Source organism: Bacillus sp. FJAT-18017 (assembly GCF_001278805.1).
Classification (GTDB): Bacteria; Bacillota; Bacilli; order Bacillales; family Cytobacillaceae; genus Bacillus_D.
Genome location: NZ_CP012602.1, coordinates 1,338,326 through 1,359,238 on the forward strand (window position 1 = coordinate 1,338,326; position 20,913 = coordinate 1,359,238).

At 46.4% G+C, this 20,913-nt stretch carries 14 protein-coding genes; all 14 read left to right on the forward strand.

The window, feature by feature from the left end; genetic code table 11:
• The first annotated feature begins 607 nt into the window (after positions 1 to 607).
• A complete protein-coding gene (gene essC, locus AM500_RS25775; protein ID WP_053598430.1) occupies positions 608 to 5,725 on the forward strand; it encodes a type VII secretion protein EssC in 5,118 nt (1,705 codons plus the stop codon).
• Positions 5,718 to 5,969, forward strand: coding sequence for a ubiquitin family protein (locus AM500_RS06030; RefSeq protein WP_043932162.1), 252 nt, complete (start codon positions 5,718 to 5,720; stop codon positions 5,967 to 5,969). The genes essC and AM500_RS06030 overlap by 8 nt, the downstream gene beginning before the upstream one ends.
• 23 nt (positions 5,970 to 5,992) lie before the next feature.
• Entirely contained in the window at positions 5,993 to 6,298 is a 306-nt protein-coding gene (locus tag AM500_RS06035; RefSeq protein WP_082347151.1) for a WXG100 family type VII secretion target, read from the forward strand.
• A 72-nt stretch (positions 6,299 to 6,370) separates the two neighbouring features.
• Positions 6,371 to 6,676: a WXG100 family type VII secretion target gene (locus AM500_RS06040; protein ID WP_053598432.1), complete on the forward strand. Its 306-nt coding sequence runs from the start codon at positions 6,371 to 6,373 to the stop codon at positions 6,674 to 6,676.
• 157 nt (positions 6,677 to 6,833) lie between these two features.
• Positions 6,834 to 7,526, forward strand: coding sequence for a hypothetical protein (locus AM500_RS06045; RefSeq protein WP_053598433.1), 693 nt, complete (start codon positions 6,834 to 6,836; stop codon positions 7,524 to 7,526).
• Positions 7,527 to 7,528: 2 nt separating this feature from the next.
• Entirely contained in the window at positions 7,529 to 9,199 is a 1,671-nt protein-coding gene (locus AM500_RS06050; RefSeq protein WP_053598434.1) for an Mbeg1-like protein, read from the forward strand.
• A gap of 185 nt (positions 9,200 to 9,384) precedes the next feature.
• Positions 9,385 to 9,609: a hypothetical protein gene (locus AM500_RS06055; protein ID WP_053598435.1), complete on the forward strand. Its 225-nt coding sequence runs from the start codon at positions 9,385 to 9,387 to the stop codon at positions 9,607 to 9,609.
• Positions 9,610 to 9,623: 14 nt separating this feature from the next.
• Positions 9,624 to 9,929, forward strand: coding sequence for a WXG100 family type VII secretion target (locus AM500_RS06060; protein WP_053598436.1), 306 nt, complete (start codon positions 9,624 to 9,626; stop codon positions 9,927 to 9,929).
• Positions 9,930 to 9,944: 15 nt separating this feature from the next.
• Entirely contained in the window at positions 9,945 to 10,250 is a 306-nt protein-coding gene (locus AM500_RS06065) for a WXG100 family type VII secretion target (protein WP_053598437.1), read from the forward strand.
• 418 nt (positions 10,251 to 10,668) lie between these two features.
• Positions 10,669 to 11,850 (forward strand): FHA domain-containing protein, encoded by a 1,182-nt coding sequence (locus AM500_RS06070; RefSeq protein ID WP_053598438.1) that lies wholly within the window; start codon positions 10,669 to 10,671, stop codon positions 11,848 to 11,850.
• A 206-nt stretch (positions 11,851 to 12,056) separates the two neighbouring features.
• Positions 12,057 to 12,824: a PP2C family protein-serine/threonine phosphatase gene (locus tag AM500_RS06075; RefSeq protein WP_053598439.1), complete on the forward strand. Its 768-nt coding sequence runs from the start codon at positions 12,057 to 12,059 to the stop codon at positions 12,822 to 12,824.
• Positions 12,825 to 12,839: 15 nt separating this feature from the next.
• Positions 12,840 to 14,525, forward strand: coding sequence for a serine/threonine protein kinase (locus AM500_RS06080; RefSeq protein WP_053598440.1), 1,686 nt, complete (start codon positions 12,840 to 12,842; stop codon positions 14,523 to 14,525).
• 12 nt (positions 14,526 to 14,537) lie between these two features.
• Entirely contained in the window at positions 14,538 to 15,710 is a 1,173-nt protein-coding gene (locus AM500_RS06085; RefSeq protein WP_053598441.1) for a hypothetical protein, read from the forward strand.
• 13 nt (positions 15,711 to 15,723) lie between these two features.
• Positions 15,724 to 20,877, forward strand: a complete 5,154-nt coding sequence (locus AM500_RS06090) for a hypothetical protein (protein ID WP_053598442.1) — start codon at positions 15,724 to 15,726, stop codon at positions 20,875 to 20,877.
• Positions 20,878 to 20,913 lie beyond the last annotated feature (36 nt).

Here is a 20,913-nt window from a genome sequence, read left to right on the forward strand (position 1 = left end):
TGACTCGGACAAGCCTCCACCAGCTGGAGCAGGTTCCGGGTCTCTTCTTTTTTGGGGAACCGTCTAGCTCCACAGGGAATACTTCGGCAGCATAAGCATCGCACGAAGAAAAAGCGGTAGCACAAGGAAGGTTCCCCGGAATGAACATCGCAGAGACACACGTCCTTTGTATGTCACGAGGTGTTCTTTGCCCGTCACAAAGCCGCTTGCACTTTTCTTACCACGAAGCCTTGCCAGTATCTTAACCAAGAATACTTACGGGTGAGATCTCATCCGACAATCCTGCCACCCCTAACCACCACCGCCAAACTCGCCCTTCATTTCGTCCTCCTCCAAAATGTCCGTTTCAAAAAGCACACAAGTTCCCTATTTTTTAAAAAAACATCTAATCCTTTATACCTATAAATGGAAATTTCGACAAAATTCGACACGGGACCTTCGATTCATTTTTCGTCATAATTGTAAAATGACTGTAAAATTCTAGGGTTCAGAAGTGAAATTTCCATAAGAAATGGTAAAATGTTTCTTAACGAAAACACTACATAGATAGGAATAACTGCATAGTCTTAATCGTAAAGTAACATGGTGATATAAGGGGAGTTATCTAATGATCGTTACGTTGATAAATAAGGAAAGGCTTAATTCGATTACGCTCCCGGAAAAAGTCACCGGGCAATATTGGATTCATCAATCCATTGGTAATTCTTCAAAGAAACTGATTGGGATTGAGGGAGTGAATGGCGAATGGATACTGAAGTCCAATAAAGACGTGAAAGTAAAGAATCTTTCCGGAAAGCCAATCCGAAACACTATCCTGAAGCCGCTAAGCATTTATCATCTTGCACTGGGGGAGTCCGCTCAACAGAGCCGCCACACCAGCGAGGATTTTCAAAATAGCGGCAAAGATACCCAGACCAGTTTAAATGGCAGCACACAAAAATATTCGGGCAACAGCAAAAACCAAGCATCCCACAACAAAGACTCTAACCTCCATGCCTCACAACATACCGGGGGAACCAGCAACAATACCTACACAAGCTTCAATCATCAAGCCGAACCTGCCCAGGACAGCCAAAAAGCCCTCGTGTTCACTGAGCCGAATACAGAAGACCGACAGACATACACTAAGTTTCTTGTTGACCGTGATATGGAAATCACGATTGGCAGATCGGAACAAAATGATATTGTTCTTGCCAATCAATTTGTGTCAGCCCAGCATGCCAGGCTTTCGTTTGTACAGGGAGAGTGGCGGATTGAGGATGACAGCACAAATGGGACATTTGTTGACGGCATTCGCGTGAAAAAACGGGACCTGAAGTTTGGCGATACGATTTACATTATGGGTTTTAAAATTATTGTAGGAAACCATTTTCTCGCTTTTAACAATCCGGGCGGGACGGTGCAAATCCGCAAGCAAACCCTGAAGCCGTTCGTCAGCCAGGAAGCCGAAATACCTGACGAAGAGGAATTTGAATTCGAGCTTCCGGTGCAGGATTACTTTTACAGGTCGCCTCGTTTCAAACGTGATGTTGAGCGTCCCCACTTAAAAATTGATTCTCCGCCGCCGAATGCGATCGGCGAAGAAACGCCGATCATGCTCATCATTGGCCCTTCGATGACGATGGGGATGGCATCGATGACAATGGGGATTTTTGCAGTGAATAATGCAATGGCTGCCGGCGATATAACACGGGCTATTCCAATGGTTGTCATGTCGGGAAGCATGCTGCTTGGGACGGTGCTTTGGCCGATCCTTACAAAGCAATACGATAAACGGCGCCGCCGGAAAAAGGAAAAGATCCGCCAGGAGAAGTATAAAGCCTATCTCGACAGGGTTGCCGTCATGTTCACCGAGGAAGCCGAGAAGCAGGAGGAGATCCTTCGCGAAAACCACGTGCCGATAGAGGAATGCGTGGCTAGGATTGAGCAGGTTGACCGCAACCTTTGGGAGCGCGCGCAAGGCCAGAATGACTTTTTGAAAATAAGGGCCGGTACAGGAAACGGCCTTTTATCTGCAGACATTACATACTCCGAGAAAAAATTTGCAATAGATGACGACAATCTGCAGGAAGAGCTTTACACCCTTCTCGAAGCGCCGAAGGTTTTAAAGAACATACCTATTACCCTATCTCTCTATGAAAATCATATATCCGGCGTCATCGGTAACCGGAAACAGACAGTCGAGTTTGCAAAGGGACTTATTTTCCAGCTAGCCGCCCTATACAGCTATGACGAAGTAAAAATGGTGTTTATTTACGATGAGAACGAAGAGGCTGAATTCGGATTTACGAAATGGCTGCCGCACGTCTGGAGCAATGATAACAAATTCCGATTCATTGCTGCCAATAACACTGAGGTTAAGGAAGTTTCCGCCTACATTGAAAAAGAGATTGAACACCGCTCTGCGGTCAATGACAGTGAGCTCGAAGACGTAAAGCCATACTACATCATCTTTGCACTAAGCAGGCAGCTCGCAATACGGGCCGAGATGCTAAAGCAAATTTTTTCAAAGAAAGAGAATCTCCATATCAGTGTTGTAACCTTCTATGATGAGCTGAAAAACCTTCCTAAAGAATGTACGACAGTTGTGGAAATTGAAAGTTCGGGCGGCAAGCTGTTCGATAAAAATGACATTACCGGCCAAACGGTATCGTTCACTCCGGATATTTACTTAAATGCCAATCCGGTAGATTTAAGTGTGAAGCTGGCCAATGTCCAGCTTGATTCACTAGCAGGATCGTTCAACCTGCCTAAGATGCTGACGTTCCTGGAGATGTTCAGTGTAGGAAAGGTTGAGCATCTGAATGCACTGACTCGCTGGAAGGACAACGATCCAACCAAGTCGCTCGAAGCGCCAGTTGGTGTTGACACTCTTGGGGAAGTATTCAAGCTTGACCTTCATGAAAAATTCCATGGGCCGCATGGACTTGTCGCCGGGATGACCGGTTCAGGGAAGAGTGAGTTCATTATTTCCTATATCCTGTCACTTGCGGTGAACTATCATCCACATGAGGTTGCCTTCATCCTGATCGACTACAAAGGCGGCGGGATGGCAAAGTCGTTTGAAAAATTGCCTCATACAGCAGGCATTATCACCAACCTCGATGGGGCTGCCATCAAGCGTTCCCTCGTTTCGATAGAAAGCGAACTGAAGCGGCGCCAGTCTGTTTTTGCAGAAGCGAGCAAGAAGGTCGGCGAAAGCAATATCGATATTTATAAATACCAGAAACTGTATCGCGAGGGCGTCGTAGCCGAACCGCTTCAGCATTTGTTCATTATTTCGGATGAATTTGCCGAGCTGAAAACACAGCAGCCGGAATTCATGGCAAAGCTCGTCTCTGCGGCACGGATTGGCCGAAGCCTTGGCGTTCACTTGATCCTCGCTACCCAAAAGCCGAGCGGTGTTGTCGACGACCAGATTTGGGCAAACAGTAAATTCCGTGTCAGCCTCAAAGTCCAGGACCGCGCCGATAGTATGGATATGCTAAAGCGCCCGGATGCCGCCGAGCTGACTGACACTGGCCGTTTTTACTTGCAGGTGGGCTATAACGAATTGTTTGAAATGGGCCAATCCGCTTGGGCCGGGGCGCCGTATTATCCTTCCGATAAAGTGGTTGCCGAGAAGGACACTAGTGTTGTTGTGATTGACCGGAACGGCCGACCAATCAGGCAGGCGAAGATTGATAAGAAGAAAAGCGCGATGGCTAATCCGAAAAAACAGATGGATGTAATTACTGACTATTTGAGCCAAATTGCCAAGGAAGAAAAGATCCGGGTCAAGCCGCTCTGGCTCGAGCCGATTCCGGCAATGATTTTGCTTGATGAAATCAGGTCGAAATATGGAATACAGACAAAGCGTAAATATAAGCCAGAGGACGAAGCTGTTTCGGCTGCCCTGCTTACAGGACAGGTGGAAATAGCGGCTTCCGTTGAAATCAACGATGTTATCAACCAGCTGAAAGGAAAGCTTGCATCGGCCTTTACCGAGCAGAACCCAAATATGCTGCAGGAAACCCTTGCAGAAATGCCAGGCATTCAATCTGTTGCTAGCCTGAACCAGAGCACAACTGCCGCCACCGCGGATTCGCTAGTCGAGCCTGCTGCGTCAACTGGTTCACTTGAGCAGCCTATCGAGGGTAGGAGTACGCTGGTACAATCCTCGGCCAATACTAGTTCACTTGTCCTCAACCCGGTCATCGGTGAATATGACGATCCGGCAAGACAGCGCCAGTGTCTGCTCACGCTTCCGCTTACAGAGGAAGGAAACGTCGTCGTATACGGGGTTGCTGGCAGCGGGAAGACCACATTCCTGAATACGATGGTGTACTCACTGCTTCACGAGCATACACCTGAAGAAGTCAACATTTACTTGCTCGACTTCGCTTCCGAAACCCTAAGGGCATTCGCGAAAGCGCCGCATGTCGGCGATGTGATTCTTTCCTACGAGGCGGAGAAGGTCAGCAACCTGTTCAAGATGCTGATCACCGAAATTGATAAACGGAAAAAGCTTTTTGCCGACTATGGCGGCGACCATCGTTCATACGTTGAGGCGACTGGCCAAAGCGTTCCATCGATTGTGGTGGCTATCAATAATTATGCTGCTTTTAGTGAGATATACGAAGAAAAGGAAGAGGCTGTGTCCTACCTGTCACGTGAAGGAACGAAATATGGAATTTATTTTGTCCTGACTGCGCTTGGGACGGGAGTTGTCCGCTTCCGCCTGCTGCAGAATTTCAAGCAGCTAATCACACTTCAATTGAACGATGAAACTGATTATTCATCGGTTGTTGGAAAAACGGATGGCTTGTACCCATCTAAATTCAAGGGACGCGGGCTTGTGAAGCGGGATGAGATATACGAATTCCAGATTGCGCATGTGACGGAAGCCCCGTTGCCATACCAGTTCATCGCAGAGGAATGTTCGAAACTGCAGGCTGTATGGCAAGGACCTTTTGCTAAAAAAATCCCAATACTGCCGGCGGTGGTTGACAGAACATTCCTCGCTGAATACATCGGGGCGGCTGGCAATCGTATGTCGATTCCGGTCGGGGTTGAGAAGAATTCGCTGAATGTTCATTCTTATCCATTCGGCGCTTCCTATATTACGTTGGTGCTTGCAGCAGGGGATGAATACCAGCCGTTCCTGCATGAGCTGTCGCTTCTGATGGCGCATGAAGCCGGGCACGATGTCACGGTTATTGACGCCCAGCAAAGTTATAGCGGCCTGACTCACGGTGAGATCACCTATTACAACGCCTTGAAAGAGTGTGAAAATGCGATTTCGAAGCTGTTTGACCTTGTAGTGTACCGGAATAACAGCTATAAGGAATCGCTCGAAAAAGGAATTGAGCCTGAGCAATTTGATCAAAAGGTGATTGTCATCAATTCCGTCACGGCGCTGAAAAGCTTGCTGTCTAGCGAAAGTGCCGAAAAGCTTGGCCTGATTCTTGAAAAGGGTGAAGCAAAATACAATATTTCCTTCATCATTGGTGAAGAGTCCCGGAACCTGTCCGGGATAACCTTTGATAAGTGGTATAAACGCCATATTTCCGGAAGTGATGGAATCTGGGTAGGCAATGGCATCACTGAGCAATTCCAGCTCAAGCCTGCCAAGACAACTGGGGAAATGCGCGAAGATATGACTGCCGAATTCGGCTTCTCATTACAGAAAGGAAAGAGTGTCAAGGTGAAACTCCTAACCGGGGAGGGTGGCAGTGATGAATAAAGTGCTTGTTGAAATTTTCCTGCCTGCCACAGGCCAAAGTTTTGATGTGTTTGTTCCTTTGGACAGCCGGATGAGTGAAGTGCTCCAGATGGTATCGACGCTACTTAGCGAGCTGTCGGACGGGAAGTTCAAGGCAAGCAGGGATGCGGTATTATGTGATGCCGCCTCTGGAATTATTTTCAATATTAACATGTTTGTTTCGGAGCTGGGCATCAAGAACGGCTCGAAACTCATGCTGATATAAAAGTACATTTTGAAAGGAGAAAGATGATGGGAAAAAGAATTAGGGTAACCCCGCAGGAGCTTGAAACAGCTTCAAAGAAAATGGCTGAGCTTTCTGACACGTACACAGGGATTTACACTCAGCTGATGCAGGTTGCGAGCACAATGGGTGAAGCGTGGGAAGGTGAGGACAATCTTGCATTCGTCGATCAAATCAACGGATTCAATGATGACCTAAAGCTGATGAGTGACAAGCTGCGCACAGCCAGCCAGGGCCTTGAAAACCAGCGCGCCAACTATGTTGCCCGCCAGGAATCCAACGTCGCCCAAGTCCGCAAACTGTCCAACTAATGATTCGGGAAGCTGCGGCCACCCCGTTTTCAGGAGTAATGCAATTATTTTTTAACTAAAGGAGTGAATGAAATGGCAGGCATTATTAAAGTTAATACCGCCCAGGTTGCCGACATAGCCAACACAATCGAGAACCTGAATACAAAACTTTCTGATGAACTGAAAACAAGCCAGACAACAATCAAAAACCTGACCAATACATGGGAAGGGGAAGCTGCGCAGGCAACTGTTCAAGCATATGAAGAGTTCGCAGCTAAATATTTCCAAACATATTACGATATCCTTGATAGCTATGCAAAATTCTTGCGCATGAACGTTGACCAGGGTTACTTCGAAACAGAAACAACTAATACTAATCTCGCTGACGCATTTAAATAACCAATACTTAGCCTCTTTGCCAGGGCAGCTGTCCTGGCAAAGGGGCAAACTAACTATCGAAAACAATTCCTTTACGGTGACTATAGATTAATCTTCTTTGATAAAGGCAGGGATCATGTTGTTAAAAAATTTACGTAAAAGGGTGAGCGTGTCAATCATGATGTTAATGTCGATTTTTAGTTTGATAGGCTGCAACGCAATTGATAAGAGCCAAGCGGCGGCAGTGGAAGAACTGCTGGAAAAAAAGTATAACCAGGAGTTTGTACCTACGGCGATTGGCGAGAGGTACGGGACTGCGAATAATGATACGGTAACGACCATACTCCATCCAAAAGGGAAAGAGGAACTCGTTTTTGAGGCTGTTATGAACAAGGATCGAGAACTAATTGCAGATACCTATATTCCGAGGCTGATTAGTGAATCCATCAACAGCATACTAAAAAACGGACTGAAAACGCAGGGAATCGAAAGTGAGACAAATACGGTAGCTATGGGTTCAAACAGTGCCGGGGAGTCCAATACAAAAATTACAATCGAAGAATATGTCCGATTCTACAAACCCAAGCATTTTTCGGGCCATATGATTGTGAAAGAGAAAGCTGGATTGGCACCTGAACAATTTGAAGAAGTGATGCGTGAAGTCTACGATGCAGGTAACCAGACGATTTTCCAAGTGAAAATTAGAGTCATCGCTGAGGATGAGTATGAAAAGGCGTTGAAGGATTTCAGAAAGCAGCCAGATATTACAGATTCCTGGTTCAGTGACTACAACGTGGTCAGGAACATTGTTGCGGTTGTAGATGCAAATGGATTTAATTATATGGAAAAAGATACGAGGGATGGTGAATAGCCTTGTCATCGAGCCTGACTGAACAGGAATTGAAATATGCAACGGACATTGCCTACCTCGATCTGGAAATGCTGAAGGAACACGGGCTGGAGTCGATACCAGGTTCCGTTACTGCTGAAAAAGGAGGGAGTGACCGAATCCGGGATCTCCTGCAACTTCCACCAACGGGACAGTCTACTAAAGATCAATCACATTTTAACCAAATTGGTGCAGATAAAGCGGTGGAAAATAACGATAGCATTGTTAGCCTGGATGCCGGGAAAATCAACAGCCTTCCAAGTGATGTGCTGGATTGGAAAATTATTAAAAGCTATGACGATAACAGGGTAGGAGAGTCTGGCTTATATGCAACAGTGATTGAAACTCCCAAAGGTGTCATAGTTTCTTTCCGTGGAAGTGAAGCGTTTTCGGAGTTGCAGAATGTTGAACAGGACTGGATAGGTGCTGATGCTGCCCTGATTTCTGGGGACCTGACAGCCCAGCAGAGAGAAGTAGAAGTTTTCCTGCAAGAGCTTAAGGACGAAGGTTTTTTTGAAAAATACGATAATATCACGTTTGCCGGGCACTCACTTGGCGGCAACCTTGCTGAACATGCGACATTCACCGCTGCAAAATTCGGTGTGGTTGATAGGATTGACAGGACAATCAGCTACGATGGTCCAGGGTTTGCCCAGGAGTATTTGGATCGAAACAAGCAATATATCTCAGAAGCAACTTCCACCGTCGATATGTATCATGTTGAGCAATCGCTTGTAGGCGGTATTTTGCAGCAGGTTCCCGGGATTAATTACTTTTTTGCCGAGTTGGGCGGAAAGGGCCTAGTCCAGCATGGTACCGAGAACGTTGTCTTTGATGCCAACGGAAATATTGTCAGGAAGGAAAATGGCCGGACAATACTTTCCCATATTGTCACACCGTTTACCCAGGGAATAGACAGGTTGCTAGGGGAAAGAGCGGGATCTGCGCTTGTTACCGGATTGATCGCCTTGACATCAAAAGTAAAGCCAATCAAGGATGCGATAATTGGTCCGAATGGCAAATTAACCGTTGCCGGAGGACTCCTTGTGACCGGACTGGTTGTCGGCCTTGTCACTGCTGCTATAGTCATGGGGCCAGTTGCCCTGGTAACCGCGGTTGCTGTAATGGCTGCAAAGGTGCTTGGATATGTCCTTCTTTTCGTTGCAAGTGTCATAGTTTACGAGTATATCTCAGACCTTGCTGATGCGGTTGTGGCATTTGCAGATTATTTAATTACAGAATTTGTCCCTGCGATGATAAAGCAAATCTCTGAGGCGGTGGGTACTGCCTTCAGATGGGCAGGAGAACAAATTAAGGAATTTATGGATACGATGGCTGGTGCATTCCGCGGGATGATGGATGGACTTCGCAGCCTATTTTCATCTGGTGCTGCGGTTGCAACTCCGTACATCGAAGTAAATACCTACAAACTTCGCCATTACGCGGCACGACTTGATCGGGTCAGGGTACGGATCCGTGATTTGGACGGGGACATGAACTCTCTCTATTTGACTGCGGGATTACTGGATATCTTGTCGATTCTTCGGGCAAACAGCCTTCCGAGCAGCTATAAAATGAACAAGTGCATCAATTATTTGGAGGATACTGCTGAAGCATTCGAACGCGCCGAACGGAATATCATGGCGTCTGTATAACTTCAAAAGCAATTCTAGATCCTCTTATAAAGAAAGCTCAAAAGGTAACATAGGATTTTCTACCTAAATATTATAGCAATCGGAATCCAGTAGTTTTGTGAATATGCTCATACGATAAAATTCCGAAAACGAAATTGATTTACAGAAAAAAGAAACAGCATTTGCCAACTAAAGGAGGAACTCTGATGGCGAGTCTTGGTGCAATGAGAAGTGAGCTGAGAAGCATTATTCGCGAGCTGGAGGATATCGCCGCTGGTCTTGGGGGCGATTTTGAAGGGATAGGCAGTGAAGTCGCTGCTGCAAAGGTCCGCCAATACGCCGATCAATGCGAGCGGGCGCTTCACAGTCTGAATAACGTCAACCCGGACAATGTTCATCCTGATTATGTAAAAGACAAAGCGAAATCCTAGAGGAGGACTAAAGAATGGCTAATCGAATTGAAGTCGATGTCAACCGGGTCACGGCCACAGCGAAAAACATTGCGACTATTAATAAAACGATTCGCTCCGATTTTCAGGATGTCGAACAGGCAATCCGCAGCTTGAATTCGAGCTGGAACAGCGAAGCGGCTGGCGCTGTCATCAACCACTTTTCTTCTATTAAAAATGCATACTTTGATCAGCGCTTCCAGGTCATGGACGATTACAGCAAATTCCTCCTGGCCCAGGTTTCCGCTGGCTACATCGAAACCGAGAGCAAAAATGTTTCGCTCGCGGATGCATTTAAATAAAGGGGAGACGATTCTGTGAGTTCCTATATTAAAGTAAACTACAACGAATTCGAACGCGCCGCAAATACAATAGATTCGTATATATCCAGGCAAAAAAAGAACATGTCACTCGTTTCTCATGAAGTACATTCAATGGGGGCTGCCTGGAAGGGGGAAGATTACCAGAGCTTCCTCTTGAAGTGGAACAAACTCGACGACAGCGATTCCACCACCTATGCATTTATGAAATCGCTCGAGTCCTATGCCGAGGTGCTGCGCTACTCAGCCGCCCAGTATAAAGAGGCCCAATCCAAAGCAATTCAAAAAGCGAATAGTTTATAAGGTTGCCAGAAATTTGTGGCAAGGCCGCCTCGGGCAATGGTAGAAGCTTTCTCATTAATGATATGAGAGTTTATCAGTGCCCGAACGAAGCTGTCTTCGCTCAAAAAGGTAACAGAGAAGGCTCATCAGTGCCCGAAAGAAGCAGTCTCAGCTCAAAAAGGTAACAGAGAAGGCTCATCAGTGCCCGAACGAAGCTGTCTCAGCTCAAAAGGTAACAGAGAAGGCTCATCAGTGACTGAACGAAGCTGCCTCAGCATAAAAAGGTAACAGAGAAGGCTCATCAGTGCCCGAAAAAGGCAGCCACACCTCAGAAAGGTAACAGAGAAGATTATAAAACCTAAATTCTAAAAACGGTCAAAACCAATGGCCACTTTTTTATTAGAAAAGGCAATTTAAGAAGTATCCAGGGAGAGTATGTATGGGCAGGAAAACAATTGATCAGAACCAAAACACAATTAAAGTAGAAAAAACATTAAACTCCGTTGAAGCAATCAACGAGCGCGAAATGCAGGCGATTGCCAGGGGCTTGATGGACACCCTTATCCCGGTCAGTACGAAAACTGGAAAAAAGGGGGCGATCATCATCACCACTGCCGTCACCGATATGATTACCCTGAAGACCTATTTTACGAGAATCGTCAGCAAAAAGATGTTCCTTGATACGGTCACACAGATTGTCTCAATCGTAAAGGAGTGCGAAACAAGGTCCATGAATGCCGCCAATCTCATGCTTAATGGCGACCAGATCTTTATCGACCCGAGGACCAAGAAGGTGAAGTGCATCTACCTGCCGATTGTCAACAACCATGCCCCTGCCTCTGCAACCAAGTTTTTCAAGGAGCTTCCGTTTGGCATCGTGTTCACCAAGCACGAAGACCATTCCTACATTAAGGAGTATTTGAACTATTTTAAGAATGTACCGCCATTTTCAATCAATAGTTTTGAAAAGGTTATTCTTGGGGTGCTGGGAAAGAAGCAGGAATCCAAATCATTCCTGCCGACAGGCGGCACCGGTGAAACAGGCGGACTTTCTGACAAGGCAAAGAACCTAAGCTCATCCGCGATTGCCTATAATCCACTTGGCAATCAGGGTAAGACCTGTCCTGGCTGCGGTGGCCCAACCCCTGAAACCGCCAATTTCTGCCCGGCCTGCGGAACTGCTTTAACAAGCAAGCAGCCCGCTTACAACCATGTTAATGGCCTTTTTGGAAAAAAAGACACAAGGTTCATAAGCGAACCGACGATTCTCGGTGCCGGCGAGGCGAGCGGTACAACCGTGCTAGGAGCGGAATTGCCCAGCGAACCAGTTTATCCTTATTTGGTCAGGGAGAAGACTCAGGAAAAAATCGTTCTCAATAAGCCTTCGTACCGGATTGGCAAGGAGAAAAGCTTCTGCGATTATTTTGTTTCCGATAATAACGCAATCAGCCGCAGCCATGCCGACATCATCACCAGGGAGAACCGCTACTATATCGTCGACCACAATTCAACCAATAAAACATATGTTGACGGCCGGGCCATCCCTGTTAAAGAGGAAATCGAGATTTTTTCCGGTACTAGGTTAAGGCTCGCGAACGAGGAGTTTGTATTTTACCTGTAGGGTACCTCTCCACTGGTCGATGAGGTGCCTGTCACTCCCCGAATTTTCTTGGTTCACAGGTTGTTTCACGAATGTCAGGGGGACAGGATGCACCCGTCATTCCATCCGGTGTAAATCGGAAAACCCGCAGTCAGGTTGAGCAAAGATACAGCGAGAGAGATAAATAATAGAAAGAATTTTTTCTTTAAAGCAAGGAAGGTTGCGAAATGGACGTTTTAACAGCAGCGTATACCGATGTAGGAATTAAAAAGCAGACCAACCAGGACAGTTTGTGTGTGAAAATCGCGGAAACGTCACTCGGTAAGGTTGTCCTCGCTGTCATCTGTGACGGGATGGGCGGGCTTGCCAAGGGAGAGCTAGCGAGCGCCAGCGTTGTCAGGGCGTTTTCCACCTGGTTTGAAGAGGAACTGCCGGAGCAGCTTAAGGTGGGAAACTGGGATGATATTCGTTACCGCTGGGAGCGGATCATCAAAGAGCAGAACCACCGGATTGGCGAGTACGGAAGGCGGGAGCGGATTCAGCTCGGTACAACGCTTACAGCATTGCTCCTCATTGATGACCAATTCATGCTGGTCGCGCACGTTGGGGATTCCAGGGTGTACCGGATTAATGAAAAACTGCAAATCCTTACCGAAGACCAGACAGTTGTCGGCAGGGAAGTGAGGCGGGGCAATATGACACCCGAGCAGGCTAGGCGTGATCCGAGGCGGAATGTTCTTTTGCAATGTATAGGAGCGTCAAAACTGGTCGAGCCCCAATATATTTTCGGCCGGCCGGTTCCTGGCGAGTTGTATCTCATGTGCTCGGACGGCTTCCGCCACACTATAACTGCGGATGAAATCTACCGGGCGTTTAAGCCTGATGAGCTGCACGGGGAAACCGAGATGATCCGGCGGGCAAAAGGAATGGTCGAGTTAAACAAGCAAAGGCAGGAAACAGATAATATCTCGGTTCTGCTTGTTAAAATTCAGTAAGGATGGCGATTTTTTATGGCCGTGATCGGATCTGTTTTAGAAGGAAAGTACGAAATACTTAAGCTCATTGGCCAGGGCGGCATGTCAAAGGTGTACCTTGCAATGGATAAGCGCCTCAATAAGCAATGGGCTGTAAAGGAAATCGAAAAGCGGGCGCGTGATAAGAACAACGAAATCATATACCAGAGCGCGCTTGCCGAAGCGAATATGATTAAGCGCCTCGACCACCCGGCTTTGCCGCGGATTGTTGATATCATTGATAACCGCGACAGAATATTTGTCATTATGGACTATATCGAAGGCGAGCCGCTCGACAAGATTCTAGACGAATACGGCGCCCAGCCTCAGGAACTGGTCATTGAGTGGGCCAAACAGCTTTGCGAGGTTCTTGATTATTTACATACACGAAATCCAACCATTATCTACAGAGATATGAAGCCCGCCAACGTGATGCTTAAACCAGATGGAAATCTGAAGTTGATCGACTTCGGAATTGCCCGAGAATACAAGGAGCAAAATCTCGCCGATACAGTCAGCCTCGGGACAAAAGGGTATGCCGCTCCAGAGCAGTTTGGCGGCAAAGGCCAAACCGATCCGCGTACCGATGTGTATTGCCTCGGGGTCACACTTTATCATCTTGTGACCGGGCATAACCCAAGCGAGCCTCCATATGAGCTTTATCCAATCCGTTACTGGAATCCGCACCTGTCAGGAGGGCTGGAACGGATTATCGAAAAATGCACGCAGCTTAACCCGGATGACCGCTATCAATCATGTGCCGAGCTTCTCTATGCACTCCATCATTATGAGGAATTTGACGACGTATACCGGGAGAGGCAAAAGAAGAAGCTGCGTAATTTCTCTGTTGTTGCAGGCTCCTCGCTTCTGTTTTTAATGATTGGAATTTTCGGCCAGGTTATGAATGTGAAGGCTGACAATGCGGATTACAGCCGGAACATTGAATTGGCGAAAAAAGCCTCGGCATCTTCCAAAAAAGTAGACTACTATTTTAATGCAATTGAAATCAAGCCGACGGAAAACAGCGCCTATATTGGCCTGCTTAATACGTTCAAGGCAGATGCCAGTTTTACAATCGAGGAAGAGGAAATTTTTAAGAAAAAGCTCAATCCGAACTTGATCGAGTTCCGAGAGAATCCAGAATACGCCGACCTAGCCTTCGAGGTTGGAAAGGCCTACTGGTATTACTATGATTATGGAAAAAGCGAAGCCTCAGATAATCAGGTAACAAGGATGAAGAGCTCGATTGAGTGGTTCGAGGATGCGGTCGAATATGGCTCCGCCGACAAGGATTATTATGAAATGGCTGTTATATACCGTGATATCGGGAAGTTCAACCAGGACATTATGCTTCAAATTGAAGAAGCGTCCGACCAGGGCAAGTATAAGCCATACTGGGAAAATCTCAAGAAGCTGATTGAGCTGATTGACGGGAAGCCAAATGAAAGTGAAATCGTTAAGCTAGAGCTGTATAAATTGGCAATGTATTCAATCGAGACATATGCCCGTAAGTTTAAGCTCGATGGCATTAATGAGGAAGATATTCGCTCTGTAGCGAATGGGGTTAAGCGCTCGACCAGCAATGTCTCGGTCACCGCAGAAAAGACAGAAGAGATTAAAAAGAGCATTATCAGCCGTTTTGAGATTACAGATAAGGCAATTGATAATGCCTATCGGGAGTAAAGGGGGATTCAGATGGATGCTTACATTTGGCAAATCATATCTATCGCCGGATATTCGCTGGCAGGATTGATGTTTGTGGCAGCCGTTTTCATGTTTTTTAAACTGAATATCCCCGCGATTTATGGCGACTTGAGCGGCCGAACGGCAGCGAAGCAAATCAGGGAGATTCGCGAGCAGAACTCCAATTCGGGACGAAAGGTCTTTCAGCCAGATGCCTTTAATCTAGAGCGCGGCGAGCTAACATCGAAGGTAGAATCAAAGTCTCGCAGATTGCGAAAAGCCCTAACGCAAAGAACAGGCTCAAAAAGGCTTGATAAAAAGGGCCAAACTGTCGAGGCCTCCCATCCTACAGTGGTCAGCATTCCGACGGATGTCCTTTCGCAAAATAGCGGTCGAGATGTCCATACGGCAGCCTCTGCCCCAATTTACAGCAGCGATGGCACAGTTGTCCTCTTTTCAACTGATGAAGGACCGATCCAAAGGGATAGCACCTTCCAGTGGGGAGACCGCCAAACAGAAGATGCTGCCGCGATAAAGGAAGAAGCGGGACGGACTCTCGAAACCACAGTTCTTGCTGGTTACCAGAGCAGTAATTCGGAAACTACTGTTCTATCAGATCAGCAAAGTGGTAGCACAGAAACCACAGTACTTGTGAATGACCTGAGCGACACTGCGGAAACTACTTTCCTTGCAGGTGGGCAAAACGGGGGTGCCGAGACCACTGTACCTCCAATTGTACAAAGTGGCGGCGCGGAAACCACTATCCTTGTACAGGAAGGCCACGCCATGTCGGCAGCGGAAACTGAAGTTCTTTTTCAAAAAGAAGAAGGGTTTGGATTTGGGAAAGAGGTCTTGCTGGATGGAGCAGAAATTCTTTCCCCGGAAATAGAAGACGTTGCAGCGGGAACCGAAGTGCTCTCAGAAGGAACCGAAGTCCTTGGCGAAATGGTACCGGGTACAGTAGTCCTCGCTGGCGGTGTTGAAGCTTTTCCATCTATGGCTATGGCGTTCCCGAACGGAGCGGTTAGCAGCGGTGGGGACCTCCCGGATACGCAGGTTTTATCTGAAGGAACGACTGTGCTGGCGGGAACGACGCTGCTGGAGACCGAGGAGACAGTGAAGCAGCCTATTGAGTTCAGGGTAATAAAAAATATTGTCATCATTCATACAAATGAAGTTTTGTGAAGGAGGGGTTGGAATGAGAATGAGCAGGAAAGAGAAGTATGTTCGGGTCAGGAAGAAATCAAGGTTCACTCGTGCGATGTCGGTTATGCTGTCGATTATGCTTGTCGCGTATAGTCTGCCATACAGTGCGATAGCCGAAACTGAACAAGAACCACCTGCGGCCGATGAAAACTATACCGTAAAGGTAGTTGATAAAGGTGAGCCGGTTGCTAGCCAGGAGATTGTTGTACATAACGGAAGCGAAGAAGTGAAATTCACAGCAACAACCGGTGAGTTAGGTGTCGCAGAGTTTCCTGAATTTGCTAAAACAGTTTTTGGAGACAACTTTACTTTTGTTGTCGGTGAGCAATCTTTTGAAAGACCGCTAACCGAGGGGAAGATTGAGCACCTCATTTTTGATAAGGCAACAGGTGAGGTGACCGAAGAACCGGTTGTGGCACCTGAACCGCCGGGGCCGACCCATTATACGGTGACTGTGACCCAGACTGGTGAAGGTAAAGTATATCTTGATAAAAAGGAATATAAAGGGGCAATTGAGTTTAAAAAAAATACAGATGTCCCTGTAATTATTGTTCCTGAAAAAAATTCTCTCATTAAAAAGGTCGAAATTGACGGCAAAGAGGAGAAGGTTTCAGATAATCAACAATTCAGTACAAAGATTGAGAAGATTTCTGCGGATACAACCATCAACGTTGAGTTCGCGGTAAAAACATACACTATTACGTTCAACAGCAACGGTGATGGCGCATTGAAGAATGAAGCTGGTGAGGTGATTTCCTCTGAAGGCGGCACTGTTACGGTTAATCACGGTGAAAACAGTACGTTCACAATTGACCCGGCAGAGGGGCATCATCTGAAGGAGCTTCGGATCGATGGAGAAAGATATTGGAATCTTGATAGGCTGAAGGAAGGCGATGTCTATACGTATGCCTTCAAGAGTGTTACAGAAAATCACGAGGTCGAAGTGATTTTTGAAATCAATACGTATAAGGTAGATTCGTTTGTTAGTGAAGGCTATGGTTCCATTTCGACAGACAAGGCAGAAGTTAAGCATGGAGGTAACGTCATTGTTACCATGAAGCCATTGAATAACTCCTATGAAGTAGCCGAGCTGCTTGTGAATGGAGAAAATAAGACGGCTGAGATAGTGGATGATAATAACGATGAAGGCACCTACTCTTACTCGGTTACCGGAGTGACCAAGGATACCGAGATATCTGCCAAATTCGTACCGGTTCCTGCCCTTGAAGGTGATTGGAAGACATATGTGTCTGTTACACCTGAGAAAGGCAGCCTGATTACAAGCTATAAGGCTGGCAACGATGAAATCCTCGTCTTTTCTAAGGACGCTGTCATTAAGCTTGCGCCAATTGACCCATATACAAGGCTCAGCTATGCGGACTCGGATTACTTCAGGAATTGGAGCCGCGATTTTACACTAAATGAGCCAACTTCGATTGAGCGGCTTTTTGTAAAAGAAAGAGGCTGGAAGGGAACGAAGGAAATTAAACTGCCAGGCAAAGTGATCTTGGTTTTTGACACAGCCAGCCCTGTCCTTGATAAGCCAGCCGTGACCGGAGCAAATGAGGCGAAGGTTGATGGAACTGTCTGGTTCAGCGGAAAAGGGACCGTAACCGGCAAACTGACAAATGTACCGCAAGAGTTTGCCGATGTGGAATATTCAACCGAAATTGCGAAGGTGTTTTACAGCAAAGAGCCGCATACGTCCAATGAAATGCTGGAGGCTGGTTTCAACAAGGATACCAACACCTATACTTTTGAAACAGTGGATGAGGATTATCAGGGTACGTACCGAATTTGGGCAGAAGATTTAGCCGGGAACGTATCTGATGTACAGGAATTCTCCCTGAACATTGATAAAACCAAACCATTGCTCGCTGAAGGTAAAGATGCAGTCACCTTCAAACAGAAAAATGATGGTGTTATTGCAAAAACACTTAACTTCCTTTCGTTCGGAACGTTCTTCAATAAGGAAATTGAGATTACTGTGAAAGTTCAGGATGATGCATCGGGAGTTAAGGGAATTGCCGTAACGACTAGTGACAAGGAAGCAGTGCCAACCCAAGTACCCGATAGCTTTGTAAAAGACGGCCTGACAGCAGAAGCGGTATTTACGCTTGATAGCAATAGCTTTGAAGGTGCATTTACTGTAGATGTAACAGACAATGTTAAAAATACAAACCAGATTCTAGTGACGAAGGACAACTCAAATATTACTGCTGACAACAGCGGCGTCGTCATGATTGAGAAAACCGCTCCCGTTGGAAAAATAACCGTCAAGCCAAATCCGGGTGTTTCTTCTAACGGAGGCAATCAGTACAACGGTGATGTAAAGTTCGAAGTCACAGCTGAGGATGCGGATTCCGGTGTCAATACAGTTGTTATTGATATTAACGGCACGAAAGCCGGAGGGGAATATTTTGACAAGGATGAGAAAATTACCGGTCCGGTCAGCTATACAATCGATACGGGTGATCCGAAAGTTAAAATTAACGAAGATGGCTCTTATGTAATTTCGGTATATGTAATTGATAACGCAGGCAATACATTTAAGACTGATACAAAAACGTATAAGGATGAAACGAGTCCGAAAATCATCGACTATGCCTTTTCTGTTGATGCCGGGAATGGGAAGTTTGAGAAAGTCGAAGAGACTGACCAGCTGAAGAGCGCTGTTGAACTGACCCAGTACGGCTTTTATTTTAAAAAGAAAACAAAGGTCACTGTAACGGCTGAAGACCCGAAAGTCGCCAACGAATTCACAAGTAAAGTGAAATCGATGTCTGTGTACTTGAAGGATCAGAACAACGGCAAAACCTATGCGGTGCTTGGAAATGGCTCGCTTAAGGTAATCCCTGCAAAGGACGTTGGAAATCTTGTTCCTATTCCAACAACCGGAAAGCTGACGTTCGATGTTCCGGCTGCTTTTAAAGGGCAGATTTTTGCCAAAGCGACCGACCATGTCAACAACACCGGCGCATTTGAAACACCGGACGGAACGGTTATTGAGAATACACAGCAGCATGAGAAAGAAAAGCATATCGAATTTGAAAAGCCAGAAGCCAGCTTTAAAGATAAGGACAATCTCGAGCTTTATCCGAAAAATGTTGATGTCAAGCTGACAGTGACGGATACGTATTCCGGATTAAGTGAGATTGAATGGTCTGTTGTGGCACCGAATGATAAAGATAACAACCAGAGCGGCAAAATTGTCATCAACAATGATAAGTCGTATGCGAAAGGCAGCGATGCAGCAGGCTGGAAGCAAACAAGAACTGAAAAGAACCTTGTTACACAAATGACCAGGACCTTGAAGGTGGCCAATAACAGCAATAACATTGTTGTTAAGGTTAAAATGACCGACAGGGCCGGCAACTCATCAGAAGAAAAGATTGAGTTCAGCATTGACAAGACGGCTCCGGCAATCGAGATGACCTATGATAATAACTCACCGGATTCGGATTTCCCTGACTTTTACAAGGCAAACCGGACAGCAACAATTGTAATCACTGAACGCAATTTTAACAAAGAAGATGTTGAGCACCTGATTACAAACAAGGACGGAGCGATTCCGGGCTTAAGTGGCTGGACGACACGCACGAATGCGGGAAATCCAGATCAAACGACACATACGGCAACAGTCAGCTACACGGCCGACGGTGATTACACGTTTGACATCAAATTCAAAGACCGCGCAGGCAATGCTGCCCCGCCGGTTGCACAAAGCAAGTTCACAATTGATAAAACAGAACCGAAAATCGCTGTGTCCTACAGCAATAATTCGAGTGCGAACGGCAACTATTACAAAGCTCCAAGGACGGCAACAATTTCGATTACCGAGCATAACTTTGATGCAAGCAGGATCCGGGTGACTGGTTCGGCAAAAGACAACGGCAAGCCGGCAGCCTTCCCTGGCATAAGCGGCTGGAGTGCCAGGGGCGATGTCCATACCGCAACGGTTACGTATGCCGCGGACGCAGAATATAGCTTTGACATTGATTACACAGATAAGGCCGGCAATGTAATGGCTGATTATCAGACTGAGAAATTCATTATCGACAACACCGCGCCAAAGCTGGAAATCGCTGGTGTAAAGGATAAATCAGCCAATAAGGGTGCTGTTATCCCGGTTGTCCGATTCTCTGACACTAATTTTGACAAGAAGGCTGTATCGATTAAATTGTCTGGTGCAAACCGTAAGACATTAGCGCTTGATGGAAAGTTCGCCAATATTCCAAACGGCCAGGTATTTACATTCAATCATTTTAAAAAGACAAAAGAAAATGATGACCTGTATACATTGACGGCCACTTTAATCGACTTTGCAGGCAACCAGTCAACGCAAACAATCCAGTTCTCGGTGAACCGGTTTGGTTCGGTGTATGCGTTCGATGAGTCACTGCAGGCAATCGAGGGCAAATATGTTCAAAACGAACAGGATGTTGTTTTAACAGAAACAAATGTTGACAGCCTGAAAAAGGATTCGATTAAGGTCAAGATGACCAAGAACGGTACACCTGTCGACCTTGCGTTGGGGACGGATTATACCGTAACTGAGTCAGGAGGCGGTGGAACCTGGAGCCAATACAAATATGTGATTGGCAAGTCACTGTTCGCATCTGACGGAAAATACACCGTAACACTTTATTCAGAAGACGCGGCTGGAAACATCAATGAAAACATTGATGAAACGAAAAAAGCCGAAATCTCCTTCGGTATCGATAAAACAGCGCCAGTCATTGTGCCAATCGATATTGAGAGCGGAGAGCAATACCCGCTAGAAAACAAACCAGTGACGATTTCGATTAAGGACAATCTTGTCCTTCAGGACGCTTCCATTTTCCTTAATGATGTTGAAGTAGCCTTCAAGGCAAACGGTGAAAACTATACGTTCGAGATTCCAAGCTCCAACCAGAAGCAAAAGGTTAAAATCACTGCAGTTGATGCTGCTGGCAATGAGCTGACGAAGGAAGTGGATGACCTGCTCATCTCCACTAACCCGATTGTCCGCTGGTACAACGACAAGCCAGTGTTCATCGGTTCACTTAGTGGCCTGGGAATCATCGGTGTTGCCCTGGCAGCCTTGCTCCTGTTTAGAAGGAAGAAAACTGTCAACGAAAACACAATTGATGAAAAAGTAAGCTAAACTTTGAGACTTCGAAGGTGTGTGGGTGCACCTTCG

Bases quoted from the DNA above. Each gene is read 5' to 3' on its own strand.
- essC (WP_053598430.1), top strand. From the start codon at position 608: ATGATCGTTACGTTGATAAATAAGGAAAGGCTTAATTCGATTACGCTC.
- AM500_RS06030 (WP_043932162.1), top strand. From the start codon at position 5,718: ATGAATAAAGTGCTTGTTGAAATTTTCCTGCCTGCCACAGGCCAAAGT.
- AM500_RS06035 (WP_082347151.1), top strand. From the start codon at position 5,993: ATGATGGGAAAAAGAATTAGGGTAACCCCGCAGGAGCTTGAAACAGCT.
- AM500_RS06040 (WP_053598432.1), top strand. From the start codon at position 6,371: ATGGCAGGCATTATTAAAGTTAATACCGCCCAGGTTGCCGACATAGCC.
- AM500_RS06045 (WP_053598433.1), top strand. From the start codon at position 6,834: ATGATGTTAATGTCGATTTTTAGTTTGATAGGCTGCAACGCAATTGAT.
- AM500_RS06055 (WP_053598435.1), top strand. From the start codon at position 9,385: ATGGCGAGTCTTGGTGCAATGAGAAGTGAGCTGAGAAGCATTATTCGC.
- AM500_RS06060 (WP_053598436.1), top strand. From the start codon at position 9,624: ATGGCTAATCGAATTGAAGTCGATGTCAACCGGGTCACGGCCACAGCG.
- AM500_RS06070 (WP_053598438.1), top strand. From the start codon at position 10,669: ATGGGCAGGAAAACAATTGATCAGAACCAAAACACAATTAAAGTAGAA.
- AM500_RS06075 (WP_053598439.1), top strand. From the start codon at position 12,057: ATGGACGTTTTAACAGCAGCGTATACCGATGTAGGAATTAAAAAGCAG.
- AM500_RS06080 (WP_053598440.1), top strand. From the start codon at position 12,840: ATGGCCGTGATCGGATCTGTTTTAGAAGGAAAGTACGAAATACTTAAG.
- AM500_RS06085 (WP_053598441.1), top strand. From the start codon at position 14,538: ATGGATGCTTACATTTGGCAAATCATATCTATCGCCGGATATTCGCTG.
- AM500_RS06090 (WP_053598442.1), top strand. From the start codon at position 15,724: ATGAGAATGAGCAGGAAAGAGAAGTATGTTCGGGTCAGGAAGAAATCA.